General features: G+C 68.0%; 20 protein-coding genes. 10 read left to right on the top strand and 10 right to left on the bottom strand.

Going from position 1 to position 19285, the window contains the following annotated elements:
* Positions 1–139: 139 nt before the first annotated feature.
* Positions 140–1237 carry a succinyl-diaminopimelate desuccinylase gene (gene dapE, locus AC1MFL_RS14965; protein WP_479815486.1) on the top strand — a complete coding sequence of 366 codons (1098 nt, stop codon included), beginning with the start codon at positions 140–142 and terminating at the stop codon, positions 1235–1237.
* A 138-nt stretch (positions 1238–1375) separates the two neighbouring features.
* On the opposite strand, the gene AC1MFL_RS14970 is transcribed toward dapE, so the two are convergent.
* From AC1MFL_RS14970 to AC1MFL_RS14985, 4 genes are all read right to left on the bottom strand, one after another.
* Entirely contained in the window at positions 1376–2209 is an 834-nt protein-coding gene (locus tag AC1MFL_RS14970) for an amino acid ABC transporter permease (protein ID WP_479810702.1), read from the bottom strand.
* Positions 2206–2856, bottom strand: a complete 651-nt coding sequence (locus tag AC1MFL_RS14975; protein WP_479810704.1) for an amino acid ABC transporter permease — start codon at positions 2854–2856, stop codon at positions 2206–2208. Before AC1MFL_RS14975 ends, AC1MFL_RS14970 begins: the two co-directional genes overlap by 4 nt.
* Positions 2857–2955: 99 nt before the next feature.
* Complete coding sequence (locus AC1MFL_RS14980; protein WP_479810706.1) at positions 2956–3840, bottom strand: glutamate ABC transporter substrate-binding protein; 885 nt, start codon at positions 3838–3840, stop codon at positions 2956–2958.
* A gap of 59 nt (positions 3841–3899) precedes the next feature.
* On the bottom strand, positions 3900–4655 hold the full coding sequence (locus AC1MFL_RS14985) for an amino acid ABC transporter ATP-binding protein (RefSeq protein WP_479810708.1): 756 nt from the start codon (positions 4653–4655) through the stop codon (positions 3900–3902).
* 403 nt (positions 4656–5058) lie between these two features.
* Here AC1MFL_RS14985 and AC1MFL_RS14990 point away from each other — a divergent pair, with 403 nt between their 5' ends.
* From AC1MFL_RS14990 to AC1MFL_RS15005, 4 genes are all read left to right on the top strand, one after another.
* A complete protein-coding gene (locus tag AC1MFL_RS14990) occupies positions 5059–5841 on the top strand; it encodes an LOG family protein (RefSeq protein WP_479815488.1) in 783 nt (260 codons plus the stop codon).
* A gap of 50 nt (positions 5842–5891) precedes the next feature.
* A complete protein-coding gene (locus tag AC1MFL_RS14995) occupies positions 5892–6254 on the top strand; it encodes a DivIVA domain-containing protein (RefSeq protein WP_479810710.1) in 363 nt (120 codons plus the stop codon).
* A 113-nt stretch (positions 6255–6367) separates the two neighbouring features.
* Positions 6368–7627, top strand: coding sequence for a hypothetical protein (locus AC1MFL_RS15000; protein WP_479815490.1), 1260 nt, complete (start codon positions 6368–6370; stop codon positions 7625–7627).
* Between the two features lie 234 nt (positions 7628–7861).
* Positions 7862–8029, top strand: coding sequence for a DUF3117 domain-containing protein (locus AC1MFL_RS15005; RefSeq protein ID WP_301224828.1), 168 nt, complete (start codon positions 7862–7864; stop codon positions 8027–8029).
* 148 nt (positions 8030–8177) lie between these two features.
* On the opposite strand, the gene AC1MFL_RS15010 is transcribed toward AC1MFL_RS15005, so the two are convergent.
* Positions 8178–8810 (bottom strand): O-methyltransferase, encoded by a 633-nt coding sequence (locus AC1MFL_RS15010; RefSeq protein ID WP_479810711.1) that lies wholly within the window; start codon positions 8808–8810, stop codon positions 8178–8180.
* 340 nt (positions 8811–9150) lie between these two features.
* Here AC1MFL_RS15010 and sigE point away from each other — a divergent pair, with 340 nt between their 5' ends.
* The 3 genes from sigE (at position 9151) to AC1MFL_RS15025 (ending at position 11383) form a co-directional block, all read left to right on the top strand.
* Positions 9151–9786: an RNA polymerase sigma factor SigE gene (gene sigE, locus AC1MFL_RS15015; protein WP_226762284.1), complete on the top strand. Its 636-nt coding sequence runs from the start codon at positions 9151–9153 to the stop codon at positions 9784–9786.
* An 8-nt stretch (positions 9787–9794) separates the two neighbouring features.
* On the top strand, positions 9795–10907 hold the full coding sequence (locus tag AC1MFL_RS15020; protein ID WP_479810713.1) for a hypothetical protein: 1113 nt from the start codon (positions 9795–9797) through the stop codon (positions 10905–10907).
* Between the two features lie 80 nt (positions 10908–10987).
* Entirely contained in the window at positions 10988–11383 is a 396-nt protein-coding gene (locus tag AC1MFL_RS15025; protein ID WP_479810715.1) for a twin-arginine translocase TatA/TatE family subunit, read from the top strand.
* Here AC1MFL_RS15025 and AC1MFL_RS15030 read toward each other — a convergent pair whose 3' ends face one another.
* Genes AC1MFL_RS15030 through AC1MFL_RS15040 form a run of 3 tightly spaced genes read right to left on the bottom strand, consistent with a single transcriptional unit; the run spans position 11384 to position 14650 of the window.
* Positions 11384–12583 (bottom strand): Mrp/NBP35 family ATP-binding protein, encoded by a 1200-nt coding sequence (locus AC1MFL_RS15030; RefSeq protein ID WP_479810717.1) that lies wholly within the window; start codon positions 12581–12583, stop codon positions 11384–11386. It abuts the gene before it with no gap.
* Positions 12584–12594: 11 nt separating this feature from the next.
* Entirely contained in the window at positions 12595–13386 is a 792-nt protein-coding gene (locus tag AC1MFL_RS15035) for a DUF1003 domain-containing protein (RefSeq protein ID WP_479810719.1), read from the bottom strand.
* Entirely contained in the window at positions 13367–14650 is a 1284-nt protein-coding gene (locus AC1MFL_RS15040; protein WP_301224814.1) for a magnesium transporter MgtE N-terminal domain-containing protein, read from the bottom strand. Before AC1MFL_RS15040 ends, AC1MFL_RS15035 begins: the two co-directional genes overlap by 20 nt.
* Positions 14651–14727: 77 nt before the next feature.
* Here AC1MFL_RS15040 and AC1MFL_RS15045 point away from each other — a divergent pair, with 77 nt between their 5' ends.
* On the top strand, positions 14728–15642 hold the full coding sequence (locus AC1MFL_RS15045) for a YflT domain-containing protein (RefSeq protein ID WP_479810722.1): 915 nt from the start codon (positions 14728–14730) through the stop codon (positions 15640–15642).
* Positions 15643–15769: 127 nt separating this feature from the next.
* On the opposite strand, the gene AC1MFL_RS15050 is transcribed toward AC1MFL_RS15045, so the two are convergent.
* Positions 15770–17353, bottom strand: a complete 1584-nt coding sequence (locus tag AC1MFL_RS15050) for an aminopeptidase P family protein (protein WP_479810724.1) — start codon at positions 17351–17353, stop codon at positions 15770–15772.
* 93 nt (positions 17354–17446) lie between these two features.
* On the opposite strand from AC1MFL_RS15050, the gene AC1MFL_RS15055 reads away from it, so the two are divergent.
* Positions 17447–18292, top strand: a complete 846-nt coding sequence (locus AC1MFL_RS15055) for a PHP domain-containing protein (protein WP_479810726.1) — start codon at positions 17447–17449, stop codon at positions 18290–18292.
* A gap of 114 nt (positions 18293–18406) precedes the next feature.
* Here the strand turns inward: AC1MFL_RS15055 and AC1MFL_RS15060 are convergent, their stop codons facing one another.
* Positions 18407–19279 (bottom strand): DNA-methyltransferase, encoded by an 873-nt coding sequence (locus AC1MFL_RS15060; protein WP_479810728.1) that lies wholly within the window; start codon positions 19277–19279, stop codon positions 18407–18409.
* Between the last annotated feature and the right edge of the window lie 6 nt (positions 19280–19285).

Here is a 19285-nt window from a genome sequence, read left to right on the forward strand (position 1 = left end):
CCCGAAACCGGTTACAGCCGGGGCGGCGGGGAAGTTCAGCGGATAAAGTGGGACGGTGACTGCCCCGGACTTGAACGCGCACCCGACCGCCCGCCCGCACGCCGCCCGCCCGCACGCCGCCCGCCCGCACGCCGCCCGCCTGGACCTGCGCCAGGACGTGGCGCTGCTGACGGCGGCGCTCATCGACATCTACAGCGTCTCCGGTGAGGAGGGGGAGCTGGCCGATGCCGTGGAGCATGCCCTCCGCGCCATCCCGCAGCTCGAGCTGGTCCGGGACGGGGACTCGATCATCGCCCGCACCAACCTCGGCCGCGCCGAACGCGTCATCCTGGCCGGGCACCTGGACACCGTGCCCCTGCCGACCACGGAGGGCTCCCTCGGCAGCGTCCCGTCCTACTGGCCTTCAGGGGCACCCGGCGAGGGCATCCTCTACGGCCGCGGGTCCACCGACATGAAGGGCGGCGTCGCCGTGCAGCTGGCGCTGGCCGCAGGGCTGTTCGACGGCGGCGCGGAACCGGACAAGGACATCACCTTCGTGTTCTACGACCATGAAGAGGTCGAGGCCGTCAAGAGCGGGCTGGGCCGGCTCGTCCGCAACCACGGCGGCCTGCTGGGCGGGGACTTCGCGATCCTGCTGGAACCCACGGACGGGACGGTGGAGGGCGGCTGCAACGGCACGATCCGCTTCGAAGCGACCACCGTGGGTGAGGCGGCGCATTCCGCCCGGGCCTGGATGGGAAGCAACGCGATCCACGCAGCAGCCCAGATCCTCGCCCGGCTCGCGGCGTACGAGCCGCGGACCATCACCGTGGACGGCCTGGATTACCGGGAAAGCCTCAACGCCGTGAAGATCAATGGCGGGACCGCCGGCAACGTCATTCCGGACCGGTGCGTCGTGGAAATCAACTACCGCTTCGCCCCCGACAAGACCCCGGACGAGGCCGAACAGCACGTCCGGGACCTGCTGGACGGGTTCGACGTCGTCCGGACCGACAGCGCCGCCGGCGCGCGGCCGGGACTCCACCACCCGGCCGCAGCGTCCTTTGTTGCCGCCGTCGGGGCCGCGCCGAAACCGAAATACGGCTGGACCGACGTCGCCCGCTTCAGCGAGCTGGGCATCCCGGCGGTGAACTTCGGCCCGGGCGACGCCCTGCTGGCGCACAAGGACAACGAACATGTCGAGGCCGACGCGATCCGCGAATGCCTGCGGGTGCTGCGGAGCTGGCTCACGGCGTAACCCCGCAGCCGGCACAAGGTAGACCGCGCACCGCCACACGCAAGACCACACGCAAAAGGTCCGGAACCCCCGAGAGGGATTCCGGACCTTTTGCGTATGGGGCTGCGCGGCGCAGGAGCGGGCCGCGTCGCGGGGAGCCTACTTGGTGGGGATCCCTGCGACCGGCACGTGCACGACGCCGCCAGCGGCCTTCTTGGAACCGCGCTTCTCGATCCAGATCGCCAGGCGGGAGACGGAGAAGTTGATGGCGATGTAGATCGCCGCAGCCACGAAGAACACCGGGAACAGGTAGGCCGGGCCGAGGAAGTCGGCCATGATCTGCACTTTGCGCAGCAGTTCCTCGTAGGACACGATGTAGCCCAGCGAGGTGTCCTTCAGCAGCACCACGAGCTGCGCCACGAGCGACGGCAGCATGCGCCGGATCGCCTGCGGCAGCTCGATGCTGCGCCGGGAGGCGAAACTGGTGAGGCCGATCGCGAGGCCGGCCTCGCGCTGGCCTTTGGGCAGGGACTGGATGCCGGCGCGGATGATCTCGGCGAAGATCGCGGAGTTGTAGAGCACCAGGCCGGCCACAACGGCGACGAACGAGCCCGTCGCGAACACCAGCAGCACGAAGAACATCATCAGGACCACGGGCATGCCGCGCAGGAACTCCAGCACGATCCGTGTCGGGATCCGGATCCAGGCGACGTCGGAGATCCGCATGAGGCTCAGCACCAGCCCAAGCGGGAACGCGATCACGGCAGCCACCGCAGCCGCGCTGAGCGTGGCGAGGATGCCGTTGCCGATCAGCGCCCAGACATCCGGGATCTGGAAGACTTCCCAGCGCTTTGCCTCAAAGATTCCCTGCTGGGCGAGGATGGAGATGGCCCAGACGAGCAGACCGGCAATCGCGATGATGCCGATGATGGAGCCGATCAGGGAAATGCGGCGGGCCTTGGGCCCGGGGACGTCGTAAAGGACCGAGGTCATCGGGCGATCGCCACCTTTCGTTCAACCACGGTGGCCACATAGCCAAGCGGGACGGTTATCAGCAGGTAGAAGAAGGCGATGCCGACGAGGACCCACAGCACGGCGTCGCCGTTGGCGTTGGCGAGCTGCCGGCCGTAGCCGAAGAGTTCCAGCACGTAGAACGCGCCGGCGACCGAGGAGTTCTTCACGAGCGCAATGAGGATGTTGATCATGGGCGGGATCACCGTGCGCAGGGCCTGCGGCAGGATGATCAGGCTGAGGACCTGGCTGAACTTCATGCCGATGCTGCGGGCGGCCTCGGCCTGGCCGACGGGGACGCTGTTGACGCCCGAGCGCACCGCTTCGGCGATGAAGGCCGAGGTGTAGGCGCTCAGGGCGATGATGGCGGCGACTTCGAACTGCTGGAATGTCACCCCGAGGCGGGGCAGGACCACTGCGGCAAAGAAGAAGGCGATGGTCAGTGGCGTGTTCCGGACAATCTCCACGTACGTCATGCTGAAGCCGCGCAGGGCTGCGATGGGCGAGACGCGGGCTGCCGCGAGGATGGTGCCGAAGATCAGCGCAAGGATCCCCGAAACCACGGACAGGAAGAGGGTTCTGAGAAAGCCGTCCCAATACTGGGGGAGGTTTTCAATGATGACGTCCATAGGTTCCTTCGGCTGCCTTAAGGGAAGTGGGGCGGAAAGACGGGAGTGGCGGTTACCGGGGCCGCGACGGGCGCGGGCCCCGGCAACCGCCACACCTGGCTAGTAGCGGTCGATCGGGGGAAGCGTGGGCGCGGTCTTGATGACCGTTCCGGCGGTGGCCTCCCAGGCCTTCTTGTAGGAACCGTCCTTGTCGAAGGCTTCCAGCTGGTCGTTGATCCACATGCGGAATGCGGTGTCGTCCTTCTTCAGGCCAATGCCGTACGGCTCCTTGGTGAAGGTCTGGTCCGATGCCAGCTTGAAGGCGTCCGGCTCCTTGGCAACGAATCCGGCGAGGATGACGTTGTCGGTGGTGATCGCCTCAACCTGCTTGTTGCGCAGCGGCTCGAGGCAGGCGGAGTAGGTCGCGGCCGGAACCAGGACTGCTCCGTATTTCTCCACGATCGTCGCGGCGGGGGTTGACCCGGTCACGGAGCAGACATTCTTGCCCTTGACGTCTTCGGGCTTGGTGATGGACGTGTTGTCCTTGTTCACCATGAGGGCCTGACCGGCCTCGTAGTACGGGCCGGCGAAGGAAACTTCGGCTTTGCGCTTGTCATTGATCGTGTATGTCGCCACGATGATGTCGACGTCGCCGTTCTTGATGAACTGCTCACGGTTTGCGGAAACCGTTTCTTTCCATTCGATCTTGTCGGCGGGGATGCCCAGCTTGCCGGCAATCAGCTTGCCGATTTCCACGTCGAACCCGACAGGCTTGCCGTCGAGGCCCTTCTGGCCGAACAGCGGCTGGTCGAACTTGGTGCCGATGACGATCTTGCCGGCGGATGAAAGCTTGGCCATGGTGGTGTCGGCAGCAAAGCTCGGCTTCTCGGCGACAGGCGGGTTTGAAGTGGAGGTGCTGCTGCCGCCGCAGGCGCTCAGGCTGAGGGCCAGAGCTGCGGATGCGGCAACCAGAAGGGATTTCCTTCGGGTCATAAATGCCTTCATGACATTCCTTTCATTGGACGGCCGCCTCACGGCGGCCAGGGTGCGAACTCGGAGGGAACTCAGTGGGTGAGCAGCTTGGAGAGGAAGTCTTTGGCGCGGCTGCTCTTGGGGTTGGTAAAGAACTCTTCAGGCGTGGCGTCTTCGACGATCTGGCCGTCGGCCATAAAGACCACGCGGTCCGCGGCCTTGCGGGCGAAGCCCATCTCGTGTGTCACCACGATCATGGTCATGCCTTCTTTGGCCAGCTGGATCATCACGTCGAGGACTTCGTTGATCATTTCCGGGTCAAGGGCGGAGGTGGGCTCATCGAAAAGCATGACCTTCGGCTTCATGGCCAGGGCGCGGGCAATCGCCACACGCTGCTGCTGTCCGCCGGACAGCTGGGCCGGAAGCTTGGGCGCCTGGTGCCCGACGCCGACGCGCTCCAGCAGGGCCATGGCGTCCTTGTCGGCCTCGGTCTTCGAAATTCCCTTGACCTTGATGGGGCCAAGAGTGACGTTCTCAAGGATCGTCTTGTGGGCAAAGAGGTTGAACGACTGGAAGACCATGCCGACGTCGGCGCGCAGCTTGGCGAGTTCCTTGCCCTCCTCGGGCAGCACCTTGCCGTCGATCTTGATCACGCCGTCGTCGATGGTCTCGAGGCGGTTGATGGCCCGGCAAAGCGTTGACTTGCCGGAACCCGACGGCCCGATGACGACTACAACCTCGCCCTTGCGGACATTGAGGTTGATGTCCTTCAGGACGTGCAACTGGCCGTAATGCTTATTGACGGCGTTCAGGGAGACGAGCGCGTCGCCGGGCACTTGAGTAGTCATAAGAAGAATCTAGCGAACATTGCGGGCATATGATGCCAATCACTCACACTTCCGGCAGATCGTGATTCAAGAGATACCTGCAGGTCAGCCTGCTCGGGGCGGCGTCCGGTACCCTTCGGGGCCGGCTGGCGGATCTGGCTCCGGCGGCCCCAAGCCTCTGCCGTGCCGGACCGGCGCAGGCGGATATCCGCGCTAACCTGTGGGCATGAGTACCGATCCGCAGCACAACGGAGACCCGGCCCAAGCCGGCTCAGCCGCCGGAAAGACCGCGGCAGCAACGGCCGCCACACCCGCCGGAAAGGCCGCCGCGCAGACGGCAGCCGGACACCGTGACACGCCGCCCCCGGGCGGGATCCGGCACAAGGGTCCCCTGGAGCTGCGCCGCAAGGCCGCCAAGGTCACGATGTCCGACCGGACCCTGCTGGACACGAAGGGGCCGGGCCAGTTTGTCCACACCGACCCGTGGCGCGTCCTGAGGATCCAGAGCGAGTTTGTGGAGGGCTTTGGCGCGCTGGCCGACCTGGGCCCGGCGGTCAGCGTCTTCGGCTCGGCCCGGACCGTGCCCGGCAGCTTGAACTACGAACTCGCTGTCGAGGTGGGCCGCCAGCTGGCAGAAGCCGGGCTGGCTGTGATCACCGGCGGCGGTCCCGGCTCGATGGAGGCAGCCAACAAGGGCGCAGTGCAGGGCAACGGGGTGTCGGTAGGACTGGGCATCGAACTGCCCTTCGAGCAGGGCATGAACCAGTGGGTGGACCTGGGGGTCAACTTCCGTTACTTCTTCGCCCGCAAGACCATGTTCGTGAAGTACGCCCAGGGGTTCATCGTGCTGCCCGGCGGCCTCGGGACGCTGGACGAACTCTTCGAAGCGATGGTCCTTGTCCAGACCCGGAAGGTGACGTCCTTTCCGATTGTGCTGATCGGAACGGCGTTCTGGAGCCCGATGGTGGAATGGATCCAGACCACGCTGGTCGCCGAAGGCATGATGTCCGAGGAGGACCTGGACCTGCTGCAGGTCGTGGACGACCCCGCGCTCGCCGTGGAGCTCGTGGTGGAGGGCGCCGCCCGGCACCGGAACCCCAACGGCAGCACCACCGGCAACGGATCCGTGAACGGCAGCACCACCGGCAACGGATCCGTGAACGGCAACGGGGCCGGAAGCGGCGACGCCGGCGGCACGCGGGGCTGACGGGCCCCCACGCGCCCACCGGGCATGCCGTCGTCTGGCACGATGGGGGAGTGAGCTTCTTCCTGGTCTTCCTTGCGATTGCGCTGGCCGGCGCCGCATTCCTCCTCGGCACCGGCAGGGTGTCGAAAGTCTTCCACGGCAGACGAGGCGGTGGCGACGGCGCGGCGCGGGCCCTCGATGACGGCTTCGACCAGCCGGTTGCCAACCTGCCGCCCGTGCTGCTGCCCGCCGAGGCGGAACCGTCCGACGTCGACCGTCTCCGGTTCGCTGTGGGCCTGCGGGGGTACCGGATGGACCAGGTGGACCAGGTGCTGGACGACTTGCGGGAACAGCTCTCAGCGAAGGACCGGAAGATCGCGGACCTGGGGACGGAACTGGGACGCCTGCGCGATGTTCCGGAGCAGGCTCCGTGAGCAGTGAGCACGCCTCGGCCCGGGCGCCGGAGACGGTTCAGCGGCAAAACCGGCCGGCCGCGGAAGGCGCCCCCGGAACGGTCCGGAATGCCGTCGCGACAGCCGGCGCCCGGGTGGCCCGCTGGCCCTGGTGGGTCCAGGTGGGCGGGCTCTACGCCGCCGCGCGGCTGATCAGTGCCTGCATCTTTATGGCAGCAGCCCTGCATCAGGGCGTCAACCCCTGGTTTCCCGCCAAACCGGACTACTGGTCCTTCGTCAATATCTGGGATGCACGCTGGTACGGCGAGGTCCTCAGGAACGGCTACCCGGCGGTTCTCCCCACCGACGGGGCCGGAAACGTCCAGGAAAATGCCTGGGCGTTCTATGCGCTCTTTCCCGTCCTGGGCCGCGTGGTCGCCGGCCTGACCGGTATGGACCCGGCGTTCACCCTGACGCTCATCGCGATGGTGTGCGGCCTGGGCGCGGCGCTGGTCATCTACAAACTCTTCAGGCGCCGGGCCCCGCACCGCACCGCACTGTGGGGAACGGTGTTCGTCTCCACCTTTCCGGTCTCGCCGGTGCTCCAAGTGCCGTACGCCGAGTCCCTGAACCTGCTCCTGCTGGCAGCTGCCCTGCTGCTGGTGCTGGAACGCCGGTATCTGTGGGCCATGCCCGTCGTTGCGCTGATGTGTTTGTCCCGGCCGACCGGTGTGCCGTTCGCGGCGATGATCGGGCTGCTGTTCCTTCGCCGGGCGTGGCAGTACTTCGAGGCGGCCCGCAGCGGGGCCCGCAGCGCGGCGCGCGGCCCGGTTCCCGGCCCGATATCACAGGACCCCGCCGCGGTGGGCCCCGCCGCGAGGTCCGGCGCCGTGCCCCACGGCGGCCGCCAGTTCTGGTCGCTCGCCGGGCTGGCAGTGGTCAGTGGGGCCGGCGCGCTGATGTGGCCGGCCATCGCCTGGGCCGTCACGGGGGATATCCAGGCCTATACCAAGACGGAAACCGTCTGGCGCGGCCACGACCTGGTGCCGTTCAAACCCTGGTTCGACACCGGCGTCCTGCTCTTCGGCCCGGTCCTGGGCCTGCTGGCACCCTTCGTCTTCGTTGCGCTGTTCGCCTGGTTCATGATGTCCCGCCCGGTGCGCGCGCTGGGCACGGAACTGCGGCTGTGGTGCGCCTGCTATCTGGGCTACCTGCTGCTGTTCCTGCACCCCCAGACGAGCACCTTCCGGATGCTGCTTCCGCTGTTCCCGCTGGCCCTCAGCGCAGCCCTGATCTCCCGGTCCCGTGCGTACCGGGGCACGGTGGTCCTCATGTTCCTGCTGCTGCAGATCGTCTGGATCGTCTGGTTGTGGGCCTGGGCGCCGTTGCCCGGCGGAGGCGACTATCCGCCGTGACGCGCTTCACGTTTCGCGGCTGCCGGCCCGGCATGACACGGCGAGGCGGAATGTCCAACGATTAGCTACAGCCGCGTTGTTACGCGATAATAGATGGTAAGCAAGGACAAGAAGCAAACTGACTATATGGCCCTGATGGCTCTGCCATCAATGGCCGCCGGCAGCTTGATTGACTAAGCGGACGCAGCCCGGCCGGGCTGGTATGTCATTGGACTAATGAAGGGGATATTCCTTATGGCGGCTATGAAACCACGCACCGGCGACGGCCCGATGGAAGTTACCAAAGAAGGACGAAGCTTGATCATGCGCGTCCCGCTTGAAGGCGGCGGACGCCTCGTGGTCGAACTCAATTCTGCCGAAGCTACCAACTTGAGGGAATGCCTCGTCGGCGTTACCGAATAGCAATACTTAACTCTTTGACAGAGGGCGGGCTGCAGCCGGAAGGCTGCAGACCCCGCCCTCTTTTGCGGTCCGGCTTTTTCGCTCTCCGTCGGCCCGTGCTCCGTCGGCCCGTGCTCCGCCGGCCGGGGTGCCCGCGGCTGACGGAAGCCTATTTCTTGACGGCGACCAGCAGGCCGTCGCCGGTGGGCAGCATGGCTGACGCGAGGCGCTCGTCGTCGCGGATGGACTTGCCCACCTGGCGCAGGATCACCGTCGTGGCCTCGCGCGCGGCCGGGTTCGCGACTTTGTCCTTGTCCAGCGCATCGTTGACGATCAGCAGGCCGCCGGCCTTGAGCAGGCGGATGGCCTGTTCCACGTAGCCGGGGTAGTTCGGCTTGTCGGCGTCAATGAAGACGAGGTCGTAGGCGCCGTCCGTCAGCCGGGGGAGGACGTCGCGGGCCCGGCCGGAAATGGTCCGCGTGCGGTTGGCCGGGCTGCCGGCTTCCTGAAACGCCTCCCGGGCGGCTTTCAGGTGCTCGACGTCGACGTCGATGGTGGTCAGGACCGCGTGGGGACCCAGGCCCCGCAGGATGCAGACGCCGGAGACGCCCGCGCCGGTGCCGATTTCAACCGCGGTCTGGGCCTTGGACGCGGCGGCCAGGACCGTCAGGACGGCTCCGACGCCCGGGCCCACCGGGGTGACGCCCAGTTCGAACGACCGTTCGCGCGCGTGCAACAGGACCTCGTCCTCGGCAGGCAGATCTTCTGCGTAGGACCAGCTCGTGGACTTATCGGCGCTCATGTAATTCGCTTTCTGGGCGGCAGGGGATTGTTGACTCCAGCCTACTGTGTCCGGTGCTACGCGGCCGGGAGGCGCCCCCGCTCCGGCCGTGATGGCGTCCACCTGGTTCCCCGCCGGAACGGGGTCGACTCTTCCCTGCCCTCCGGGCCCGATGCCACTGCGCCGGCAGCCGGTTCCGCCGTGGGCGGAAGGAGCCCTGGCGTCAGGAAATTCCCAGCTTATTTTGAAATGATGGATATCCGCTCATCCGCGTGGTGATCGGCGCCGAATCAAGGATGCAGGAGCTTGCAGCCGCAAGCACCGTCCATGGCGTAAGCACCATCCACGAGGGGAGCGGACAATGTCGGTTTTGGCAGCTGTCCCTGCAACTGAAGAGTCCCAGCCCGCGGCGGAAGCCGAATGGGTTCGGCCCACCTGGGAGGAAGTGGTCACCAACCACTCCGCGAAGGTATACCGCCTCGCGTACCGGCTCACCGGCAACAAGTACGACGCCGAGGACCTCACCCAGGAAGTGTTCGTCCGCGTCTTCCGCTCGCTCGAGAACTTCAAGCCGGGCACCCTGGACGGCTGGCTGCACCGGATCACCACCAACCTCTTCCTGGACCAGGCGCGGCGCAAGAGCCGGATCCGCTTCGACGCACTGGCCGACGACGCCGAATCCCGTCTGCCCGGACGCGAGCCGGGACCGGAGCAGAGCTTCGAGTTCAACAACCTTGACGTGGATGTGCAGGCCGCCCTCGAAGAGCTTCCCCCGGATTTCCGCGCCGCCGTCGTCCTCTGCGACCTCGAAGGGCTGTCCTACGACGAGGTGGCCGTCGCCCTGGGCATCAAACTCGGAACGGTCCGTTCCCGGATCCACCGCGGCAGGACCATGCTCCGGGAGAAGCTGGCGCACCGTGATCCGCGGCCGCAGCAGCCGGCCAAGTCCTCGCTGAAGCCGCGGTTGAAGCTGCCGCGCATTGCCGGCCTGCTCTGAACCAGGCGATGCGTCTGCTGCTACGCCTGCTGCGCGGCCCCCACGAACGGCGGGGCCGGCACCTGCAATCGTGCTCGGAATGCCGGCTTCAGCAGCGCCGCGAACGCCAGTACCTGGAACGGCTGCGCGGCGCTGAAATCCCGACGGCCAGCAGTGACCTGACCGCGCGCCTGCTGGCACGCACCGAGGAACTCGCCCGCCGGGAACCGCCGGCCCCGCCGCGGCCAGCCGCCCGACGCCTCCCTCCGGCGTTCCGGGCAGCCGTGCTCGTGACCGGCGGCGCGGCAGCCGCTGCGGCGCTGCTGGGCGGAGCGGCCTACCTGATGGGCGCCGACGCCGCTCCGCAGGAGTCCGGAGCGCCCGCCCCGGTCTTCCTGCAGCGGGACCTCTCCATGTCCGCTGCCGTCGAGGCGGGGGCCGGGACGCCCGCGGCCTGGAGCCTGACCGGCAAACCTGACTTCACACCGGACGGGGCCCTCACCGCCGCGCAGCTCGCCACTCTGCGCGCCCAGGGCTGGACCTGCCCGGAGCTCCGTGAGCTCGGATACCACCTGGTCTGGGCCAGGGCCGGGGTGCTGGCCGGCGGGGACATCCTCGAACTGCGTCTCACCGACGGCCGGGATTCCGCCACCATCCTCGAACAGCACCCTGACGGCCCCCGGCAGTCAGGCACTGCAGGAGCCGGGCCCCAGGCCGCCCCTGCAGTCCCGGTCAACGTGCTCACCGGCCACCCCGCGACGTCGGACGGCTTCACCGCGGCGACAGCCGCGGAGCGCGGCCCCGCGGCGGGCGCGGCCGCGGGGGCAGGCCGCGGGAGCCTCTGGATCAACCACTCGACCCCCTTCACCGCCATTTACCAGGCGGGCGACGCCACCTTCACCTATGTCTCGGATCAGCCCGCGGAACACGCGGCCGACGCCGTGGCAGCCCTGGTCCGGTCCCGGCCCGCGGCAGCGGGGGCACCCGGTGACGGGGAGGCCGCGAAGCCGGGAACAGCCGACGGCCCGGCAACAGCCGGCGCCCCGGGGGCGGCCGATGAGGCAGGGGCCGACGCCGGGCCCAACGTCACCGTGCGGCTGGAGCGCGGACTGGGCAGGATCGTGGAGTTGCTGGCCCCGTGACCGGCGGAACCGTCGAGGGCGCGGCCCGTGTGTCGCGGCCGAATCGTCCCGGCCCCGATTGAGAGGGTAATCTTCCTACAGTGCTTGGAATCAATGGACCGGAATTCGTACTTCTGCTGATCATCGGCCTTCTGGTGATTGGTCCCAGCAGGCTGCCCGAATACACCCAGAAACTGGCCAACATCGTCAAGGAAGTGCGCCGGATGGCGTCCGGGGCCCGGGAGCAGATCAAGGAAGAAGTCGGCATCGACATCGATGACGTCGACTGGAAGAAATACGATCCCCGGCAGTACGATCCGCGCAGGATCATCAAGGAAGCCCTGCTGGAGGATGACACCAAGCCCGTCAGCGCGGGCGCCCCCGCCGCCGTCGCCACCGTGGCGGCCGCCAGCGCAGCTGCCGAACGCCAGCCGGCCCGGGCAGTGGAGCGCCTCCCGGACGGCGAGCCGGCACCTTTCGACACCGAGGCGACCTAGCTAGCGGGGCTGCAGTCCCAGCGGCTTTCCCCGCAGCCCGCGCGGCACGGCGGCGAGCTTCCCGGCGATCTCCAGCAGTGCCACAGCCGCCGGGGTTTCGGGACGGCCCAGCACCAGGGGAACCCCGGCGTCGCCGCCTTCCCGCAGCAGGATGTCCAGCGGGATCTGTCCGAGCAGCGGAACCTCGGTGCCCACCGTGGCAGACAGCCGCTCGGCGAGCACCGCGCCGCCGCCACTTCCGAACAGCTCCATCCGGCCGCCGTCGGGCATTTCCAGGTAGGACATGTTCTCCACGACGCCGGCCACGCTCTGGCCGGTCTGGGTCGCAATCGCCCCGGCCCGCTCGGCGACGTCGGCGGCCGCAGCCTGGGGCGTGGTCACCACGAGGATCCGGGCCTGCGGCAGCAGCTGGGCCACGGAGATGGCGATGTCGCCGGTACCGGGCGGCAGGTCCAGGAAGAGGACATCCAGATCGCCGAAGTAGACGTCGGTGAGGAACTGCTCCAGGGCCCGGTGCAGCATGGGCCCGCGCCAGGCGACCGGCTGGTTACCGGTGACGAACATCCCGATGGAAATGACTTTGACCCCGTAGGCCACCGGTGGCAGGATCATGTCATCCACCCGGGTGGGGGCCTGGCTGATGCCCATCAGTGCCGGCACGGAGAAGCCGTAGACGTCCGCGTCCACGATCCCCACCCGCAGCCCCTGGGCGGCCAGGGCGCAGGCGAGGTTCACCGTCACGGAGGACTTGCCCACACCGCCCTTGCCGCTTGCGACGGCGTACACCCTGGTCAGCGAGCCGGGCTCGTTGAACGGGATCCCGCGCTGGCCGCCGGCGCCGCGGAGCTGCTCCTTGAGGGCGTCGCGCTGCTCCTGTGTCATGACCTTTAGCTCGACCTCGACGCCGGTGACCCCGGGTACCGCGGTCAGCGCAGCCTCGCAGTCGGCGGTGATGGTGCCGCGCAGCGGGCAGCCGGCAATGGTCAGGAGCACCGCAACCCGGACCCGGCCGCCGTCGGAAACCTCCACCGTGTCCACCATGCCGAGTTCGGTGATGGGGCGGCGCAGTTCGGGATCGATCACGGTGGCGAGTGCGGCGCGCACTGCGCGTTCCACGGCGGAGGTGCCCTCGGCGGTGCCGGGCTCGGCGGTGCCGGGAGCGGTGCCGTCCTGGGTGGTGCTGTCCTGGGGAGGGTTCATGCGGTGGCTGCTCAGTTCTCGGGGGACCCCGGAAGCGCCGGTGTGTCGGCGCTGTCCGGTCCGGCGCCTTGCAGCGTGTCCGGCGGTGTGGTGTCGGCCTTCTTGTTCGGCCTGGCGTCGTTTTTGCTGTCGGACTTGACCCGGGCGGTCTGCTGGGTCCGGGGGCTGCGCTGCTTGTCGCGGCGGTCCTTGAACTTTTCCTTGATCTTCTCCCGCGGGGACTCGTGGACGCCGGCGGAGGGGTCATGGGTGCGCAGTTCATCCTGCGCTTCCAGCATGTCCTCGAGCAGGCTTCGCAGTTCGGCCCGGACGTAGTCTCGGGTGGCGACTTCCCGCAGGGCGATCCGCAGCGAGGCGAGCTCCCGGGTCAGGTATTCGGTGTCGGAGAGGTTGCGTTCTGCGCGCTGGCGGTCCTGCTGGAGGGAGACGCGGTCACGGTCGTCCTGCCGGTTCTGGGCAAGGAGCAGCAGCGGGGCGGCGTAGGAGGCCTGCAGCGAGAGCATCAGGGTCAGCAGGGTGTATCCGAGGGCCCGCGAGTCGAACTGCCACTCCACCGGGGCGAAGGTGTTCCAGCCCAGCCAGATGACCACGAAGACCGTCATGTAGACGAGGAACTGCGGCGTGCCCATGAAGCGGGCGAAGCCTTCCGTGGTCTGGCCGAAGGCGTCCGGGTTGGGCGAGAACTTCGGCAGGATGCGCTGGCGGCCGCTCAGGGGTGTGTCGAGGCTGCCTTTGTCCGATTTGCTGCCCGGCCGGACATGGGGGTTCCGTGGTGCGCTGTTATCAGCCAATGCGGCCTCCAAGCTTCCTTATCGGGACATCGTCCTCGTGGGCGCGCCAGTCATCGGGCAGCAGATGATCCAGCACATCGTCAACAGTCACCGCCCCCACAAGCCGACCGTCGCTGTTGACGACGGGGAGCGAGTTGAGGTTGTACGTGGCCAGCGTGCGGGCCACCTCGCTGATGTGGGCCTGGTCCGACACCGGCTCCAGGGTCTTGTCCACGAGGTTGCCCAGCGGTTCGGGGGGCGGGTAGCGCAGCAGCTGCTGGATGTGCACGACGCCGAGGAAACGGCCCGTGGGCGTCTCCAGCGGAGGCCGGGCTATGAAGATCGATGATGCCAGGGCGGGTGAGAGCTCTTCGCGGCGGACATGGGCCAGGGCTTCGGCGACGGTGGCTTCGGGCGGCAGGATGACCGGGACCGGGGTCATCAGGCCGCCGGCGGTGTCCTCGTCGTATTCGAGCAGCCGGCGGACGTCGTCGGCGCCCTCGGGTTCCATCAGCTGGAGCAGTTCTTCGGCCTGGGCGGTGGGCAGTTCGGCGAGGAGGTCGGCGGCGTCGTCCGGGTCCATTTCCTCCAGCACGTCCGCTGCACGGTTTACGTCCAGGGCGGAGAGGATCTCCACCTGGTCGCCTTCGGGCATCTCCTGCAGGACGTCGGCCAGGCGTTCGTCCTGGAGCTCGCTGGCGACCTCGAAGCGGCGCTTGTCGCTCATCTCCTGCAGGGCCTCGGCGAAGTCGGCAGGTTTGAGGTCCTCGTGGGTCGCGACGAACTGGGTGGCGGCCTGGGGTTCGGTGCGGGCGCCCTGCTGGGCGTCGGCCCAGTCGATGATCATCGTCTCGTTGCGGCGCAGCCTGCTCAGCGGCGAGAGGGAATGTCCGCGCCGGACAAAGAGCTTGCTGACAAACCAGTCGCCCGAGCGGTGTTTGTCCATCGCAATGTCCTCGATGGTAGCGTCCCCGCTGCCGTCGGCGAGCGTCACGCGGCGGTCGAACATTTCGGCCACCACAAGGGTTTCGGCGCCGCGCTGCTCGAAGCGGCGCAGGTTCACCAGCCCGGTGCAGATGATCTGGGTCTGGTCGATCGACGTGATCCGGGTCATCGGGACGAAGACCCGCTTCTTCCCGGGGACCTCCACGACGATGCCCACCACATGGGGGGCGCTCCGGGTCCCGCGGGAGAGCACGACGACGTCGCGCAGCCGGCCCAGGCGGTCGCCCAGTGGGTCGAAGACGTCCAGGCCGAGGAGGCGCGCAACAAACACCCGCGATAGATTTGTGCTCACCACTACAGGCTACCGAGTCCGCTCTCTTTTAGCTGAATTTACAGCCGGTGCCCAGCCGGATAGGTAAGAATGGTGGTATGTCAAACATTTTTGGTGCTCCCAGGGCTGGCGCCCCCAACGGCCCGGACGAGGCCCGCAGTGTCCCCAAGGGCGACACCGTTGGTTCCTATAACTCCTACCTGGACGCCCAGAAGGCGGTGGACTACCTCGCCGACCAGCAATTTCCGGTGCAGATGGTCTCGATCGTCGGTAACGACCTGAAGATGGTCGAGCGGGTGACCGGCAGGCTGACCTACCCACGGGTGGCGCTCTCGGGGGCGTTGAGCGGCATGTGGTTCGGCCTGTTCGTCGGCATCATGCTCTCCTTCTTCTCCACGACCGACGGCGCCTTCTCGATCATGACGTCGGTCCTCATGGGTGCGGCGTTCTTTATGCTCTTCGGCATTGTCACGTACGCCATGCAGCGGGGGAAACGCGACTTCACCTCCACAAGCCAGGTGGTGGCGACCAACTACGACGTCGTTGTTTCCTTCGAAGCGGCGCACGAAGCGCGGCGGCTGCTGCACCAGCTCCCGATGACCCAGCATGACGCCTCGGCCTCCGCCGGAACGGCCGGCTACTCCCAGCGCGACTACCAGCACCAGCCCTACCAGCCGGGTCCGGAGCAGGGAGCCCAGCAGCCGGGCCAGCAGGGCCACGCCCCGCAGCGCCCGGCGGCCTGGAACGACCCGTACGGCCAGCGGACCCCCGAAGCCGACGGACAGCAGCCCGGTGCAGGGCAGCCCGGCAACCAGCCGGCCGCAGGCCAGCACGCAGAGCCTGGCCAGCACGCGGAGCCGGCCCAGCCGGCCCATACCGCAGCGGAGACGGAAGAGGTCCCCAAACCGGCCGGGTTCGCCTACCCGGACCTGCCGGACGGCCGCCCGCAGTACGGGGTCCGCGTCACCGACGCGCCCAAGCAGGATCCCGACCAGGGCAACCCGCGCCACTAGGCGGCAACGCAGAAGGCCTCCGACCGGATCATCCGGTCGGAGGCCTTCTGCGTCTCACCTTCTGCGTCTCAGCTGTGGCGTGTCACCTTCTGCGTGACTGCGGCAGCGCGGGCCGGGACGGGGTGCCCTAGGCGCTCTGGCCGTCCGCTTCCAGGTAGATGCCCGCCATCCAGGACTCGACGTCATCGGCCCTGCGGGGCAGGGCCGCGCTGAGGTTGACCGGACCGTCGGCGGTCATCAGGATGTCATCCTCGATCCGGACACCGATTCCGCGGAATTCCTCCGGGATGGCAAGGTCCTCGTCCTTGAAGTACAGCCCGGGTTCGATCGTGAACACCATGCCCGGGGTCAGCACGCCGTCGAGGTACAGCTCGCGCTTGGCCTGGGCGCAGTCGTGCACGTCGAGGCCGAGGTGGTGGCTGGTGCCGTGCGGCATCCAGCGGCGGTGCTGCTGGCCCTCGGCGCTGATGGCTTCCTGCACGGAGACCGGCAGCAGGCCCCATTCGGCCAGCCGTTCCGCCAGCACGGTGGTGGCGGCCGTGTGGATGTCGCGGAACCTGGTGCCCGGCTGCGCGGCGGCGAAACCGGCGTCGGCGGCATCCAGCACGGCCTCGTAGACCTTGCGCTGGATCGCGGAGAACGTGCCGTTGGCCGGCAGGGTGCGGGTGATGTCCGCGGTGTAGAGCGAGTCGGCTTCGACGCCGGCGTCGAGCAGCAGCAGCTCCCCGGCGTTGACCTTGCCGGTGTTCCGGGTCCAGTGCAGCACTGTGGCGTTGTTGCCGGCGGCCGCGATGGTGTCGTAGCCGAGCTCGTTGCCTTCCTCCCGGGCCCGGGCGAAGAACGCGCCTTCGACGACACGCTCGCCGCGCTGGTGGGTGAGCGCCCGCGGCAGGACCCTAACGACCTCGGTGAAGCCCTGCACCGTGGCGGCGACGGCGGTTTTCATCTGCTCGATTTCCCACTCGTCCTTGAGCAGTCGCAGCTCGGAGAGGGCTTCGGTGAGCTTCTCGTCGAGGGCGTCCAGGATGCCCAGGTCCAAGTTCTCCGGGTCCTTGGCGGTGTTGTAGCGGGCGGTGTCCACGAGGGCGTCGATGTTCTCATCCACCTTCCGCACCAGCCGGATGGAGATCCCGCCGATTTCCGGGGCGCCAACGTTCTTGGTGATCCCCAGTTCGAGTTCGCTGATGTCGGCGGTGTCCAGGCCGAGGCGGGCCTTGAACTCGGCCAGGGTGGGGCGGGCGCCGATCCAGAATTCGCCCGACCGGGAGTCGGCGTAGAACTGCTCGGTGTCGCGGCCGGCCAGCGGACGGAAGTAGAGCGTCGCGCGGTGGTGGCCGCCGTCGTCGCCCTTGCCCTCCCCCGCAGGTTCCAGGATGAGCACGGCGTCGGGCTCGTGGTCCAGGCCCAGGCCGGTGAGGTGCGCGAAGCCGGAGTGTGGGCGGAAGCGGTAGTCGCAGTCGTTGGAGCGGACCTTCAGCGGACCGGCGGGGATGACCAGGCGTTCGCCTTTGAACTGCTCTGAGATGGCGCGCCGCCGGGCGGCGGCGTGCCCGGCGACGGCGTCGCGTTCCGGACGCTGCACGGGGGACGGGGCCCAGTTGCTGGCCATAAACGCCTTGAAGGCATCGGAGCTGGGCCGCTGTGAGCGGTTGTTGACGCGCTCGTCGAGGGGCTGGGAAGCGGAGACTTGGGTGTTATCTGCATCGTTCACCGTCCCATCGTCTCACCAGCGGAGCGGCTTAGGCCAACAGGCCGGCGGAGCTGATCCCGGGGCGCCGCGGCGCCGATCTACTAGGCTGGGGAGGTGAGGATTGACCTGCATGCCCACTCGAATGTTTCCGACGGCACCCAAGCGCCCGCGGCGGTGATGGCCTCTGCCGCGGAGGCGGGGCTCGACGTCATCGCCCTGACCGACCATGACTCCACCGCCGGGTGGGCCGAGGCCGCCATTGCCGCCCGCGGGCACGGTGTGGCGCTGGTTCCCGGCATGGAGATTTCCTGCCGGACGACGGAGGGCATCAGCGTCCATCTCCTCTGCTACCTGCACGACCCGGCACACCCGGGGCTGCTGGAGGAAATCACCAAGGCCAAGGATGCACGCTTCACCCGGGCCGAGCGGATGGTCAGTCTGCTCGCGGAGGACTACCCGCTGAGCTGGGACGATGTCATCCACCATGTGGCGCCCGGCGCCACCCTGGGCCGGCCGCACATCGCGGACGCCCTCGTCGCCGCGGGCGTGGTCGCGGACCGCACGGAGGCCTTCGAATCCATCCTGACCTCGCATTCACGCTATTTCGTGCAGCACTACGCGCCCGACCCGGCCTTCGCCGTCGAGCTGGTCCGTGAGGCCGGCGGCGTGCCGGTGTTCGCCCATCCGGTGGCGTCCGCCCGCGGCCGGATCGTGGGGGAGCGCGTCTACCAGGAAATGATCGACGCCGGGCTGGCCGGGCTGGAGATCTACCACCGGGACAATCCCGAGGAGGGCCGGACGTTTCTGCGCAAACTCGCGGCCCGGCACGGCCTGCTGGTCACGGGGTCCTCCGACTACCACGGGACAGGGAAGCCGAACCGGCTGGGCGAGAACCTCACCTCGTCCGAGGTGTTCGCCCGGATCGAGGAACTGGGAACCGGAACCCCCGTGGTGCGCTGACGGGCCAGGGCAGGGTCAGGTCCCCGCCCCGCCACCCGTTGCGCTATCAGTTTTGGTCCCCATGGGGCCCAAATGGCCACCAAAAGTGAGAGAGCAACAGGGGGCGGGCGGGCGTCAGGTGCCCGGGAACTCCGTGAAGGCGGCGTGCGGGGCAAGCCGCTTGGCCATGACATCGATGGCCGGCTGGTTCTGGTCCACGCAGACAAACTTCCGGTCGAGCTTCGCGGCGACGGCGCCGAGGGTTCCGGAGCCGGCGAAGAAGTCCAGGCACCAGTCGCCGGGGCGGCTGGAGGCCGCCACCACGCGGCGGATCAGCCCTTCGGGCTTCTGCGTGGGGTAGCCGGTCTTCTCCTTGCCGGTGGGGGAGACGATCGTGTGCCACCAGACGTCGGTGGGCAGTTTGCCGAGCTCGCGTTTGGCCGCGGTCACGAGGCCGGGGGCCATGTAGGGCTCCCGGTCCACTTCGGCGCTGTCGAAATGGTACTTCGTGGGGTTCTTGACATACACGAGGATGTTGTCGTGCTTGGTGGGCCAGCGGAACTTGGCGCGGGCGCCGTAGTCGTAGGCCCAGATGATCTCGTTCAGGAAGCACTCGCGGCCGAAGATGGCGTCCAGCATGACCTTGGCGTAATGCACCTCGCGGTAGTCCAGGTGCAGGTACAGGGTGCCGTCGTCGGCGAGCAGCCGCCAGGCCTCGACGAGCCGCGGCTCCAGGAAGGACCAGTAGTCGCTGAACGCGTCGTCGTACTTGTGCAGCGCTCCCTTGATCGTGTCGTAGGAGCGGCCCTTGAACCCGACCCGGTCGCCGTCGCCGCCGGCATTGAGCACCATCTTGGTTTCCTGGCGCTTCTGGACCCGGCCGGTGTTGAAGGGCGGGTCCACGTAAATGAGTGTGAAGGCGCCGTCCGGCAGCGTCGGGAGGTACTCCGCGTTGTCCGCGTGTACCACCAGATTGCCGCCGTCCGGCGCCCAGACGGTGTCAGTCATGAGGGG

The sequence above is a fragment of the Arthrobacter sp. BG3 genome, from assembly GCF_056680185.1.